General features: G+C 71.0%; 16 protein-coding genes. 3 read left to right on the top strand and 13 right to left on the bottom strand.

Going from position 1 to position 11561, the window contains the following annotated elements:
• Positions 1-618, bottom strand: a 618-nt coding sequence (locus tag ADL12_RS14325; protein ID WP_062702279.1) for a histidine phosphatase family protein, incomplete at its 3' end; no start/stop codon positions are given.
• Between the two features lie 72 nt (positions 619-690).
• On the opposite strand from ADL12_RS14325, the gene ADL12_RS14320 reads away from it, so the two are divergent.
• The 3 genes from ADL12_RS14320 to ADL12_RS14310 all read left to right on the top strand — a co-directional run bounded on the left by ADL12_RS14320 (position 691) and on the right by ADL12_RS14310 (position 3364).
• On the top strand, positions 691-2184 hold the full coding sequence (locus ADL12_RS14320) for a bifunctional phosphatase PAP2/diacylglycerol kinase family protein (RefSeq protein ID WP_062702277.1): 1494 nt from the start codon (positions 691-693) through the stop codon (positions 2182-2184).
• A 146-nt stretch (positions 2185-2330) separates the two neighbouring features.
• Positions 2331-3152, top strand: a complete 822-nt coding sequence (locus tag ADL12_RS14315; protein WP_062702275.1) for a class I SAM-dependent methyltransferase — start codon at positions 2331-2333, stop codon at positions 3150-3152.
• Between the two features lie 41 nt (positions 3153-3193).
• Entirely contained in the window at positions 3194-3364 is a 171-nt protein-coding gene (locus ADL12_RS14310) for a hypothetical protein (RefSeq protein ID WP_062702272.1), read from the top strand.
• A 49-nt stretch (positions 3365-3413) separates the two neighbouring features.
• On the opposite strand, the gene ADL12_RS14305 is transcribed toward ADL12_RS14310, so the two are convergent.
• The 12 genes from ADL12_RS14305 to ADL12_RS14250 are packed head-to-tail and all read right to left on the bottom strand — an operon-like array spanning position 3414 to position 11501.
• Entirely contained in the window at positions 3414-3698 is a 285-nt protein-coding gene (locus tag ADL12_RS14305; protein WP_062702270.1) for a gas vesicle protein K, read from the bottom strand.
• The gene (locus tag ADL12_RS14300) at positions 3695-3883 is read right to left on the bottom strand and encodes a gas vesicle protein (protein WP_031475810.1); all 189 of its coding nucleotides are present in this window, start codon (positions 3881-3883) and stop codon (positions 3695-3697) included. Before ADL12_RS14300 ends, ADL12_RS14305 begins: the two co-directional genes overlap by 4 nt.
• Positions 3880-4707 carry a GvpL/GvpF family gas vesicle protein gene (locus tag ADL12_RS14295; protein WP_062702268.1) on the bottom strand — a complete coding sequence of 276 codons (828 nt, stop codon included), beginning with the start codon at positions 4705-4707 and terminating at the stop codon, positions 3880-3882. Before ADL12_RS14295 ends, ADL12_RS14300 begins: the two co-directional genes overlap by 4 nt.
• The gene (locus ADL12_RS14290) at positions 4704-5030 is read right to left on the bottom strand and encodes a gas vesicle protein (RefSeq protein ID WP_062702266.1); all 327 of its coding nucleotides are present in this window, start codon (positions 5028-5030) and stop codon (positions 4704-4706) included. Before ADL12_RS14290 ends, ADL12_RS14295 begins: the two co-directional genes overlap by 4 nt.
• Positions 5027-6100: an SRPBCC family protein gene (locus ADL12_RS14285; protein WP_062702264.1), complete on the bottom strand. Its 1074-nt coding sequence runs from the start codon at positions 6098-6100 to the stop codon at positions 5027-5029. Before ADL12_RS14285 ends, ADL12_RS14290 begins: the two co-directional genes overlap by 4 nt.
• Positions 6100-6825, bottom strand: a complete 726-nt coding sequence (locus tag ADL12_RS14280) for a hypothetical protein (RefSeq protein ID WP_062702262.1) — start codon at positions 6823-6825, stop codon at positions 6100-6102. Before ADL12_RS14280 ends, ADL12_RS14285 begins: the two co-directional genes overlap by 1 nt.
• On the bottom strand, positions 6822-7085 hold the full coding sequence (locus ADL12_RS14275) for a gas vesicle protein GvpG (RefSeq protein WP_062702260.1): 264 nt from the start codon (positions 7083-7085) through the stop codon (positions 6822-6824). Before ADL12_RS14275 ends, ADL12_RS14280 begins: the two co-directional genes overlap by 4 nt.
• A gap of 4 nt (positions 7086-7089) precedes the next feature.
• On the bottom strand, positions 7090-7860 hold the full coding sequence (locus ADL12_RS14270) for a GvpL/GvpF family gas vesicle protein (protein WP_062702258.1): 771 nt from the start codon (positions 7858-7860) through the stop codon (positions 7090-7092).
• On the bottom strand, positions 7857-8282 hold the full coding sequence (locus tag ADL12_RS14265; RefSeq protein WP_062702256.1) for a gas vesicle structural protein GvpA: 426 nt from the start codon (positions 8280-8282) through the stop codon (positions 7857-7859). Before ADL12_RS14265 ends, ADL12_RS14270 begins: the two co-directional genes overlap by 4 nt.
• 52 nt (positions 8283-8334) lie before the next feature.
• The gene (locus tag ADL12_RS14260; RefSeq protein ID WP_079052040.1) at positions 8335-8667 is read right to left on the bottom strand and encodes a gas vesicle protein GvpO; all 333 of its coding nucleotides are present in this window, start codon (positions 8665-8667) and stop codon (positions 8335-8337) included.
• Positions 8668-8727: 60 nt separating this feature from the next.
• A complete protein-coding gene (gene ligD / locus ADL12_RS14255; RefSeq protein WP_062702252.1) occupies positions 8728-9657 on the bottom strand; it encodes a non-homologous end-joining DNA ligase in 930 nt (309 codons plus the stop codon).
• Positions 9654-11501 carry a transketolase gene (locus ADL12_RS14250; RefSeq protein WP_062702250.1) on the bottom strand — a complete coding sequence of 616 codons (1848 nt, stop codon included), beginning with the start codon at positions 11499-11501 and terminating at the stop codon, positions 9654-9656. Before ADL12_RS14250 ends, ligD begins: the two co-directional genes overlap by 4 nt.
• Between the last annotated feature and the right edge of the window lie 60 nt (positions 11502-11561).

Raw genomic sequence — 11561 nt, 5'->3', positions numbered from 1 at the left:
CTCCCCCACCGGAGCCACCACAGCCCCCGCCCAGCTCAGCGCCTTCCACCCATCGGACGGCGCCCCCTCCAGAATCACCACCCCGGTGTTGTCGAGCGGGTGCGCGGCAGCGAAGGGGACATCGACGTTGGCCGCTCGAGCCGCCGTCCACATACGTATCGCGGCCCCGTGGCTCACCATGGCAACCGTCCCGACCCCACTGTCCGCGGCCTCGGCCACCACGGCGTCGTAGCGCGCCAGCGCCTCCGTACCGGAATCACCGCCCGGCATCCGCAACTCCGTGTCACCGGCCGCCCAGCCGAACACCGTCCTCATGTAGAACTCACCCTGCTCGGTGTCGCCGCGCAGCATCTCCAGGTCCCCCGCGAACACCTCACGAATCCCGTCGCGCACCAGCACGTCGAGACCGCGCGCAGCGGCCAGCGGGGCGGCGGTGAGCTGGGTGCGGATCAGGGTGGAGGCGTAGATCGCCTCGATGTCCTCGTCGGCCAGCGCCGCGGGGAGAGCGGCGGCCTGCCGTTCGCCGAGTGCGGTCAGGCCGGCTCCGGGGACGGCCGTGTCCAGCAGGTAGTCCACGTTGGAGGGCGTCTGGCCGTGGCGGACGAGGAGCAGGCGCATGGACGGGTTCCTCCGTGTGTCGGTCACCATCGGCCGGACAGGATTCAGCCACTTCAGGGTACCCAGCCCTGTATGAGCCCAGACGTCGACCTCACCGTCCCCAAGCCCGGCCGGCACGCTCTGCGCGACCGGCTCCTCGCCCTCGACTCCCGGCTGTTCGAGTTCGCCGCCGAACAGCACTGGCCGTATGCCGAGCGGGTCCTGCCGCTGCTGAGCCGGAGTGCGAACCACGGGGTGCTGTGGTTCGCGACGGCCGCCGCCATCGCCGCGAGCCGTACGCCACAGGCCCGTCGGGCCGCGGCCCGGGGTCTGGCCTCGTTGAGCCTGGCCTCGCTGACCATCAACACCCTCGGCAAGCGGTCGGTACGCCGGCCCCGCCCTCTTCTGGACCCCGTACCGCTGGTCCGGCAGCTGAAGCGGCAGCCGATCACCACCTCGTTCCCCTCGGGTCATGCCGCGTCGGCGGCTGCGTTCGCGACCGGCGTCGCCCTGGAGTCGCCCTCGTGGGGCCTCGCGGTGGTCCCGATCGCGTGGTCGGTCGCGCTGTCCCGGGTGTACACCGGCGTCCACTTCCCGAGCGACGTGCTGGCGGGCGCGGCGCTGGGCGCGGGTGCGGCGTTCGCGGTGCGGGGCATGGTGCCGACGCGTGACCGGCTGATCCCGCCGGCCCGGCCCCGTACGGACGTTCCGGCGCTGCCGGACGGGGCGGGCCTTGTGATGGTGGCCAACAAGGGAGCGGGCACGGCGGCCCGGGTGCACGCCCTGCTGGACGCGCTGCCGCGCGCCGAGGTCGTCGAGTGCGAACCCGGCTATGTCCGCGCCGAGTTGCAGAAGGCGGCGACCCGCGCGCGGGTGCTCGGCGTGTGCGGCGGCGACGGCACGGTGAACGCGGCCGCGGAGGTGGCCCTGCGGCACGGCCTGCCTCTCGCCGTGCTGCCCGGCGGCACGATGAACCACTTCGCCCACGACCTCGGTGTGGAGGGTGAACGCGATCTGATCCGTGCCCTCAAGCGGGGCGAGGCGGTGCGCGTGGACGTGGGCCGGTTCGTCTGCGACGGACAGCACGGCCTGTTCCTCAACACCTGCAGCCTGGGCGTGTATCCGGAACTCGTGCGCAGGCGCGACCACTTCTCGCCCCGCATCGGCGCCTGGCCGGCCGGCGTGCTCGCGGCCCTGCGCGTCCTGCGCAGCGACCGCCACCCGCTGCACACCGAAGTCGCCGGCCGCGCCCACCCGTTGTGGCTGCTGTTCGCCGGGAACGGCACCTACCACCGGCTGGGCCTCGCCCCCGCCCGCCGTCTGGACCTCGCGGACGGCGTGCTCGACGTACGGGTCGTGCACGGCGGCCGCCGCCCCGCCCTGCGCCTGCTCGCGGCCGCCCTCGCGGGCCCGCTGACCCGCTCTCCGGCCCATGCGGCGGTCCAGGTGGGCCGACTGCACCTGTCGGGGGTCACACCCGGCGCGCTCCTCGCCTACGACGGCGAAGTCACCGAGGTGGGGGGCGAAGTGACGCTGGAGAAGCTGCCGGAGGCGCTGACGGTCTATCGCCCGCTGCCCGGCTCCTGAGCATCCCCTTCTCTCTTCCTGATCAGTCGTCAGTCCAGATAGTAAAACGCAGGTCTCACCATTCGGCATGCGGGCGTACGGTGTCGAGTACCGCCCGGCGGGGACGTGAGCCCCGTGAGCCGGTACGACGAGCGAGGGGAACAGCCATGTCGAAGGCACAGGAGACCGCCGTCTACACCCATGGGCACCACGAGTCGGTGCTGCGTTCGCACACGTGGCGCACCGCCGCCAACTCGGCGGCCTACCTGCTCGGTTCACTGAAGCCGCACATGAAGATCCTGGACGTCGGCTGCGGACCGGGCACGATCACCGCCGACCTGGCCGCCCTGGTCCCCGACGGGCACGTCACCGGTGTCGACCAGGCGCCGGAGATCCTGGATCAGGCCCGGGACACGGCCGCCGGACGGGGTCTGACGAACGTCGAGTTCGCCGTCGCGGACGTACACACCCTGGACTTCCCGGACGACACGTTCTGCGTGGTCCACGCCCACCAGGTGCTCCAGCACGTCGGCGATCCGGTCGGTGCGCTGCGCGAGATGAAGCGGGTCACCAAACCGGGCGGGTTCATCGCGGTCCGCGACTCGGACTACGCGGCCATGACCTGGTACCCCGCGTCCCGGGGCATGGACGACTGGCTGGACCTGTACCGCCGGGTCGCCCGCGCCAACGGCGGTGAGCCCGACGCCGGGCGCCGACTGAAGTCCTGGGCGCTGCGGGCGGGGCTCACGGACGTCACGGCCACCTCGAGCACCTGGACCTTCGCCACGCCGGACGAGCGGGCCTGGTGGAGCGGCCTGTGGGCGGATCGCACGCTGGCCTCGGCCTATGCCGAGCGGGCCACGGAGGGCGGGCACGCCGGCGCCGGGCAGCTGCGGGCCGTGTCGGAGGCGTGGCGGGAGTGGGGGCGGCAGGAGGACGGCTGGTTCAGTGTGCTGCACGGGGAGATTCTGTGCCGTAAGGAAGCCTGAATCGCGCATTTCTGGTGACTCGGCGAGCAGGAGGTCAAATCATGGTTCCTATTCTGCTCGTGTTGCTACTGGCGCTGATTCTGTTCGGTGCCGGATTCGCGCTGAAGGCCCTGTGGTGGATCGCGATCGCGGTTCTCGTGGTGTGGCTCCTGGGTTTCGTCATGCGTGGCACGACCACGGCAGGCGGCAGGGGTCGCTGGTATCGGTGGTGAGTTGATTTCATTCCCGGGGAAATGTCATGGGGAAATGTCAGGCGACATGTCACTCCCTGGGAAGCAGCGGTCCCAGCGGCCCGAGGTCCAGATTCAGGTCCTCGGGCCGCAGTCCGTAGCGCTCGCGCAGCTCGGTCATACGGTCGTCGAGCAGCATCAGCGTGAGCCCGATCCGTTCCTCCTGCTCCTCGCTCAGGTCGCCCGCGTCGAAGCGGCGCAGCGCCTGGCGTTCCATGAGCTGGCGCAGCAACTCCACCACCGTCAGGACGAGTTTCACCAGGTCGCGTTCCACGGTGTCGGGTTCGAGGTCCAGCCGGTTGTGGCGTGATGTCATGTCAACTCCCCCCAGGGTGACGGGACCTGCTCGTTGACGGAGCTGATCAGCGCGTTCAGGTCGATGCGGACGAGGTCGACGTCCGCGATGCGCAGGGTGATGTCGCCCGTGACGACGACGCCTCCGGCGAGCAGCCGGTCGAGCAGGTCCACGAGTGCGATCTCACGGCGTTCGACGACGGTCACGGCCCCACCTCCGGCTCGTCCGGCTCCTCCTCCGCGAACTCCCCCGTGAAGGAATAGGCCGCCCAGGGCCCGGTGAGTTCGACCCGGATTCCGGGGGCGTCGTCCTTGGCCTGGTCCACCAGTTCCACGAATTCCTCGGAATCCGCGCGCGGCACCAGATAGGCGGCATTGAACACATTCTGCCCGGACGCGCGGGAAAGCGCGGAGTTCTGCGGGGCGTGCAGCCGGGACTCCTCGGCGAACGAGGAAAGCGTTTCGTGCAGTCGGCCGGCGAATGCGGCGGCCCTGTGCCACACGTCCTCCCGGGCCTGCGTCTGCATGCGGCGCCGCCGCAGATAGTCGCGGCCCGACACGGCCTTGGGCTCCGGCCCCCCACCGGTCTCCGCCGGTTCCGTAAGGCCGGCGCGCTCCGTGGGCCCCGCGCGCTCCGTTTCGGCGTACACCTTGACGCCCCACTCCACCCGCCCTTCCAGCCGGTCGAGCACGCGCCGGAAGTCCTCCTCGCGGGCCTCCATCATGCTCCGTACGCCACTGTCGTCCCGGAAGACGGTGGCCAGCCGCAACGGCAGCGGGGTGGTGACGACGGTGAGCGCGTCGATGACCTGCTGGTGGGCACGGGCCGTCGCAGTGAGCCAGTCCAGGTCCTCCAGGTGGGCGCGCAGCGGCTCCTCGGCGAAGTCCGCCTCGGGCACCGTACTGACGACGGCGATCAGGCCGTGGTGCGTCAGCTGCTTCGGCGGCGCCCCGGCTACCCCCGACAGCTGGGCCTGGAGGGCGGAGCGAAAGGGGCGGCAGACGGCGTAGACATAGCGCAGTCCGGTCATGGGGCCTCCTCCTCCCCCCGGGTGGGCTCCAGCTGGGCCAGCCGCTCGCGCAACTCGGCGTTCTCCCGGGCGAGTTCGTTGCGGTGGGCGCGGGAGGACAGCGCCGGGTCGTCCTCCCACCAGTCGATGCCCATCTCCTTCGCCTTGTCGACCGAGGCGACGATGAGGCGCAGCTTGATGGTGAGCAGTTCGATGTCGAGCAGGTTGATGCGGATGTCGCCCGCGATGACGATGCCTTTGTCCAGGACCCTTTCCAGGATGTCGGCGAGGTTGGCGCCACTGCCCTGACCGTAGGGCTCGGGCAGCCGGCTGGACATCGTCATCGCCGGCTCCCGCCGCCGGCGTACTCGGGCTTGTCCTCGTCCTCGTATTCAGGCTCTTCCTCGTACGCGTCCTCGGGTTCCTCCTCGTACGCGTCCTCGGGTTCCTCCTCGTCCTCTTCGCCCTCTTCGGTCTCGTCCTCTTCGTCCTTCTCGTACGCGTCCTCGGGCTCCTCGTACTCCTCCTCGTCCTCCTCCGCGACCGCGTCCTCATGGCTGCGGACGACCTCGCCGTCGCGGATCTCGCCGCGCCAGCCGTCTTCGACCTCTCCCTTGAGGGTGACGAAGCGGACGTAGTTCTTGAGGTCGAGGCGGGCCCGGCGGCCCTGGGCGCGCCAGAGGTTGCCGGTCTTCTCGAACAACCCCTTGGGGTAGTACTCGACGACCAGCAGGACGCGGGTGAGGCTGTCGTCGAGCCGGTGGAAGGAGACGACGCCCTTCGTGGTGCCCTTCGCGCCCTCCGACGTCCAGGCGATCCGGTCGTCCGGCACCTGTTCGGTGGTGTGCGCCTTCCAGCTGCGGTTGGACCAGAAGACCTTGAGCTGCCAGTCGGAGGTCGTGTCGTCGGCGCGGTTCGCGCTCTTCACGCCCTTCGCGAAGGTGCTGAAGTCCTGGTACTGGGTCCACTGGTCGTACGCGGTGCGCAGCGGCACGCCCACGTCGACGTACTCGATGATGACGGTGGGCTTGTTGCCGGCCTTTTTCCCCTTGCCCTTTCCCTTGGCCTTGCCGCCGAGGTTCTTGAACGTGTCGACCACGTTGTCCTTGGCGCGGGTGGCGCCGACCTCCAGCGCGGTGCGCAGCGGGCCCTTGCCGTCGGCGAGCTTGCGGCCGCCGTCGAGGGCGAGCTTGGCCAGGCCCGGGCTGCGGCCCTCGGCGACGTCGTTCAGCTTGACCGTGGCCTCGCCGAGTTTGCGGCCGGCGCCGACCAGCATCCGCTGGGTCTGCGCGGCGAGGTACTCCTGGAGTTCGGCCTTGAACCGGTCGGCGGCCTCGCTGTGGGCCACACCGGCGAGTGGTTGCTTCGCTGCTCCGCGGGCGGCGGAGCTCGCGGATCCGAGTGTCTCGGTCATCACCCGTCACCGCCCTTCGACTGACGCGCCCGGCCACTGCGGGCCGCCCCGCGGGCCCCGGCCGTCTTCCGGCCGGCCGACTTGCCGGTCCCGCTCCGCTTGGCAGCCGCCTTCCTGGGCGCTGTCCTGCCGGCGGCGGTCTTCTTCGCCGCCGTCTTCTTCGCGGGGCCCTTCTTGGCCGCCTTCTTGGCGGTCTTCTTCGGCGCGGCCGCTCGCTTCGCCGCCGCCTTGCCCGACGGCTCCTCGTCCTCCGACTCGCCCTCGGACTCCTCCTCCGACTCCTCCTCCGCTTCCTCGTGTCCCTCGGGCTCGTCCGGCTCGCGGTCCTCGTCCTCGGCGCGCGGCTCCTCGTCCTCGGTCTCCTCCTCGGACTCCTCGTCCCGCCCGCCGAGATCCGGCGTCGGCACCGCTCCCGACAACTGCTCGTGCAGCTCGGCGGTGCGTCCGTGCAGCCGGTCGGCGAGCGCGTCGAGCCGGCGCTCGACCAGGGCGCCGGAGGCCGCCTCGCCGACGCCGCGCAGGTCCTCGCGCAACTGGTCCCCGATCTCCTTGAACTGCGGGTTGTTCTGCAGCTGTTGGGACACCAGGTCCGTGACGGCCCGCGGGCTCAGATGCATCCGCTTGCCGGCCACGAGCGTGCCGACGGCGAACGCCAGTTTCAGTTTCCTCGTCCGTCCGAGGACATATCCGGCCCCTACGGCGAGGCCCAGTCCCATTCGGTTCATCGTGCCGTCCCGTCACCGTTCCCGTAGCCTGCGCGCAGGCCGATCTCCAGCCGGTCGAGGAGTTCGTCCTCACGGCGGTCGAACTCCTCCTCGTCGATCTCGCCCGCGGTCAGCTGCTCCTCCAGGCTCGCCAGTTCGGCCCGCACAGCGGCTGGGTCGTAATAGAGGCGTTCCGCCTCGCGCAGCACCTGTCTGATGACCCATCCGCTGCCGCGCACCGGGGCGAACGGCAGCAGCAGTACCTCTCCGATCAGTCCCACGGCCTCACTCCTTCGCCGTTCCGCCGCCGGACGTGGTGCCCGCGGGCTCGGCGGGGCCGGGCTCGACGAAGCTGTACGGCGGCAGCGGGCCGTTGACGCGCAGATCGAGGTGCGGATGGCCCTTGCGGAGTTGCTCGACGGCGGTCATGAACGTCTCGGCCGAGCCGCGGTCGACCAGGAACGACACGTTGGCGAGCCAGCCGGTGGAGTCGGGACCCACGCTGACCGCGTCCGCGACCGGTTCCAGCGTGTGCTGCACATCGGTCGCGTCCTCGGCCTCCTGGGCCTTGACCGCGGCGACCACCATCTCGCCGAGCCGCAGCCGCTCCTCGTAGGACCCGCCGCCGGACTGCCGGTTGGCCTGCGTCATGGCCCGGATCTCCGGGTTCTCGGCCAGGACGCGGTGCAGCACGGCCTCCTCGGCATGCGTGGCCTTCACGTTGTACTCGACCTTGCCGTCGAGGGCCCGCAGGCGTTCCTTGTAGTGCTCCCCGCGTTCGGCGAGCACCCCGGTGACCGTGTCGTCGTCGGGGGCGACGCTGCCGAACCGCATGGGCAGTACGCAGCCGGCCGCACCCGCCTCGGCCAGCACGTTCGAGTGGGCGAGCAGTTCCCTGCGCTTGGGGCGCAGCTCTTCGGGGGCGTCGCTGACCAGGGCGGCGAGTGCGCCCTCCTTCAGGACGCGCACCGGACGCGGCGGGTCGCCGACACCGCCCAGGTCCTTCGGAAGGTCGGTGCGCGAACTCGCGGTGATGCCGTACACGTACGTGCTCACTCGTGCTCCTCCTTCTTGCGCGTCGTGGTGGACTTGCGGGTGCGCTGCCTGGGATGCGCCTCGCCGTTCTCACGTGCCTGCTTGAAGGCGTCGGAAAAGGTCTCGGCGGCGCCGGACAGCGCTCCCTTGGACTTGCCGCGAGCGCCGGACTCAGTGATCTCGCCGACCATCTCGGGCAGACCGGGGGCCTTGCGCGGCCCGGCCTCAAGGTCGAGCCGGTTGCACGCCTCGGCGAAGCGGAGATAGGTGTCGACGCTGGCCACGACGACACGGACGTCGATCTTCAGGATCTCGATGCCGACCAGGGAGACACGCACGAATGCGTCAATGACAAGCCCCCTGTCGAGGACGAGCTCCAGAACGTCGTAGAGGCCGCTGCTGCCGCCTCCGCCGCCGGGCTGCTGTGCCGGGACAACGGTCATGCCGGCCGTTCCTCCTTGTCTCATGACGGTCTGCCGGGCGTGGGCGGGCGGCCTACCGACCGCCGGGCCTGTGTGCGTCGGAACGCCCACGTTCGTAGCGGCGCACGCGCCGGTACCCGGTGAGCTGTCCGTCGGGGTCGAGATCGACCTGGTAACTCGCCAGCAGACTCATCGTGTCGGGGACGCGGGACAGTTCCAGGACCTCGATCTCGAGCGTCCAGCCGTCCTCCGTCTGCTCGAAGGACGACACCGTCTCCGCGTTCATGCCGGTGAGTTCGGCGAGCTGGGTCCGTGCCTGGCGCAGGACCTCCATCGGGGTCGGCCGCTCGTCCGCCCCGCCCGTCTGCCGTCTGGATGACTTGGGTGTGTTCTGTGAATCATTCATGGACGCCTCCTGCGCCGAGTGGCCCGGGAGGCTCCGGCCAAACCCATGGGTACGGCTTCTTCAGCCGCGCAGTGCGTCGAGCCTGCGCCGAGCCGGTCCGAGGGCGCGGCCCCGGTCCATCAGCCCGGACCAGGGGTTGGTGCGGGCGTGCTCCACGGCGTCGGCGATGCTCCAGCGGCGCGCGTCCAGGTCCGGGTCGTCCACTTCGGCCCAGGTCAGGGGTGTGGCGACGGGTGCGCCGGGCCGGGCGCGGACGGTGTAGGGGACGACGGCGGTCTGGGCGTAGGCGTTGCGCTGCACGTCGAGGTAGAGGCGGTCGCCGCGGTCTTTCTTGCGGGCGGCGGTGGTGAGCCGGTCCGGGTGGGCCGATTCGAGCAGGCCGGCGACGTCCTTGGCGAATTCCCGGACCTCGTCGAAGTCGTGGTGCGCGTCCAGCGGTACGACGATGTGCAGCCCGCGCGAGCCGGTGGTCATCGGCGCCGAGGGCAGCCCGAGCTCGTCGAGCAGCTCGCCGAGCAGCCCGGCCGCGTCCCTGACCTGCGCGAAGGAGTCCTCGGCCGGGTCGAGGTCGAAGACCAGCCGGTCGGGCCGGTCGATGTCGTCGGTGCGGGAGAGGAAGCGGTGCAGGGTGAGGCAGGCCTGGTCGGCGAGGTAGACGAGGGTGGCGGTGTCGTCGCAGACGGTGTGGCAGACGGTGCCGTCTTCCTTGGGCAGTTCGACGCGGGTGATCCAGTCCGGGTAGTGCTCCGGAGTGTTCTTCTGCATGAACTTCTGGCCGTCGAGACCGTCGGGGTACCGCTCCAGCATCAGGGGGCGGCCGCGCAGATGCGGCAGCATGAACGCGGCGGCGGACCGGTAGTAGTCGACAAGATCGCCCTTGGTGTACTCCTTGGCCCCGCCGCCACCGGGGAAGAGCACCTTGTCGACACGTTTGACCTCGACCGTACGGCGACCGGCCCGCACCTTCCTCGTGGCGTCGTCGCCGGTCATCGTACGACGGCCTCCTCCACCAGCAGCTTGCCCGCGGCGGCGATGCACGCGGCGTCGATGCCCGCCGCGTGCAGTTGCTCGTCCGGGGACGCCGAGCCCGGCATCGTACGGACGGCGAGGCGCACCAGGCGCGGCACGGGGCGCCCGTCGACGAAGGCGTCGAGGACGGCGTCGCCGATGCCGCCCTCCTCGTGGTGGTCCTCCACCGTCATCAGGCAGCCCGTGTCCTCGGCGGCCCGGCGCAGGGTGGCCCGGTCGACGGGCTTGACCGAGTAGAGGTCGACGACCCTGACCTGGATGCCGTCGCGGTCCAGGGCGTCGGCGGCGGCGAGGGCCTCGTGCACGGTGGCGCCGGCGGCGACGACGGTCAGCCGGTCGTAGGGGCTGGACCGCAGCACCTTGCTGCCACCGACGGGGAACTCCTCGTCGGGGCCGTAGACGACCGGGGCGGCGCCGCGCGAGGTGCGTAGATAGCGGACGCCGTCCAGGTCGGCCATGGCGGCGACGAGCTTCGCGGTCTGGTTGGCGTCGCACGGGTACAGCACGGTCGAGCCGTGCACGGCCCGCATCATCGCCAGGTCCTCCAGGCCCATCTGGCTCGGCCCGTCCTGCCCGATCGCGACGCCGGCGTGCGAGCCGACGAGGTTGATGCCGACGCCGCTGACCGACGCCATGCGCACGAAGTCGTGTGCGCGGGTCAGGAAGGCGGCGAAGGTGGAGGCGTACGGCACCCAGCCGCGCGTCGCGAGCCCCACCGCGGCGGCGACCAACTGCTGCTCGGCGATGTAGCACTCGAAGAAGCGGTCGGGGTGTGCCTTGGCGAAGAACTCGGCGCGGGTGGAGTCGCTGACCTCGCCGTCGAGGGCGACGACGTCACCGCGGCCGGTGCCGAGGGCGGCGAGCGCCTCGCCGTAGGCGTTCCGGGTGGCGACCTCTTCCCCCTTCTCCCAGCGGGGCAGTTCGAGGTGTCCGGCGGGGACGGCGTGCAGCATGCGGGCGGCGGGCGGCTCGTGGACGCGGACATGGATGTCGCGGGGGCCACCGAGCTCGGCGATCGCCTCGTCGGGGTCCGGCAGCGGCTTCCCGTGCAGTCCTTCACGGTCCTGGACGGACTGGACGCCCTTGCCCTTGAGCGTGCGGGCGAGGATGACGGTGGGCTGCCCGCTGGTGGACCGCGCCTCCCCATACGCCCGGTCGATGGCGTCCACGTCATGCCCGTCCACCTCGACGGTGTGCCATCCGAAGGCCTGGAAGCGGCGGGCGTAGGCGTGGAGATCATGACCATGCCGGGTCGGGCCGCGCTGACCGAGCCGGTTCACGTCGACGACCGCGGTGAGGTTGTCCAGATGCTCGTACGCCGCGTGCTCGGCGGCCTCCCACACGGAGCCCTCGGCGAGCTCGCTGTCCCCGCACAGCACCCACACCCGGTACCCGGCCCGATCGAGCCGCTTCCCGGCCAACGCGATCCCGACCCCGATCGGCAGCCCCTGCCCGAGCGATCCGGTCGCCGTCTCCAGCCACGGCAGCCGGCGCGGCGTGGGGTGCCCTTCGAGACGGCTGCCGATCTTGCGGAAGGTGAGCAGTTCGCCGTCCTCTATGGCGCCCGCCGCCTTGTAGGCCGAGTACAGCAGGGGCGAGGCGTGCCCCTTGGAGAGGACGAAGCGGTCGTTGCCGGGGTGGGCCGGCCGGTCGAAGTCATAGCGAAGGTGGTTCGCAAGGAGTACCGCCGTCAGATCGGCGGCAGACATCGACGACGTCGGGTGCCCCGACCCGGCCGCAGCTGAGGCCCGCACACTGTCCACCCGCAACTGCTGGGCGAGCTCGACGAGTTCAGCGGTGTTCATGGGGCACCTTCCGAGGGGTTGTGGGAGCGGCGTTCGGACGGTTCAGGGGCTGTGGGGGCG

This window comes from Streptomyces regalis, from assembly GCF_001509475.1.
In the GTDB taxonomy this organism is placed as follows: domain Bacteria; phylum Actinomycetota; class Actinomycetes; order Streptomycetales; family Streptomycetaceae; genus Streptomyces; species Streptomyces regalis.
Note: the sequence above shows the minus strand (reverse complement) of the source record. Positions and strands in the feature narration are given on the sequence as shown.

Excerpts from the sequence above, each read along its gene's own strand:
- ADL12_RS14320 (WP_062702277.1), top strand. The coding sequence starts at position 691 with ATGAGCCCAGACGTCGACCTCACCGTCCCCAAGCCCGGCCGGCACGCT.
- ADL12_RS14315 (WP_062702275.1), top strand. The coding sequence starts at position 2,331 with ATGTCGAAGGCACAGGAGACCGCCGTCTACACCCATGGGCACCACGAG.
- ADL12_RS14310 (WP_062702272.1), top strand. The coding sequence starts at position 3,194 with ATGGTTCCTATTCTGCTCGTGTTGCTACTGGCGCTGATTCTGTTCGGT.
- ADL12_RS14305 (WP_062702270.1), bottom strand. The coding sequence starts at position 3,698 with ATGACATCACGCCACAACCGGCTGGACCTCGAACCCGACACCGTGGAA.
- ADL12_RS14295 (WP_062702268.1), bottom strand. The coding sequence starts at position 4,707 with ATGACCGGACTGCGCTATGTCTACGCCGTCTGCCGCCCCTTTCGCTCC.
- ADL12_RS14290 (WP_062702266.1), bottom strand. The coding sequence starts at position 5,030 with ATGACGATGTCCAGCCGGCTGCCCGAGCCCTACGGTCAGGGCAGTGGC.
- ADL12_RS14285 (WP_062702264.1), bottom strand. The coding sequence starts at position 6,100 with ATGACCGAGACACTCGGATCCGCGAGCTCCGCCGCCCGCGGAGCAGCG.
- ADL12_RS14280 (WP_062702262.1), bottom strand. The coding sequence starts at position 6,825 with ATGAACCGAATGGGACTGGGCCTCGCCGTAGGGGCCGGATATGTCCTC.
- ADL12_RS14265 (WP_062702256.1), bottom strand. The coding sequence starts at position 8,282 with ATGACCGTTGTCCCGGCACAGCAGCCCGGCGGCGGAGGCGGCAGCAGC.
- ADL12_RS14260 (WP_079052040.1), bottom strand. The coding sequence starts at position 8,667 with ATGAATGATTCACAGAACACACCCAAGTCATCCAGACGGCAGACGGGC.
- ligD (WP_062702252.1), bottom strand. The coding sequence starts at position 9,657 with ATGACCGGCGACGACGCCACGAGGAAGGTGCGGGCCGGTCGCCGTACG.
- ADL12_RS14250 (WP_062702250.1), bottom strand. The coding sequence starts at position 11,501 with ATGAACACCGCTGAACTCGTCGAGCTCGCCCAGCAGTTGCGGGTGGAC.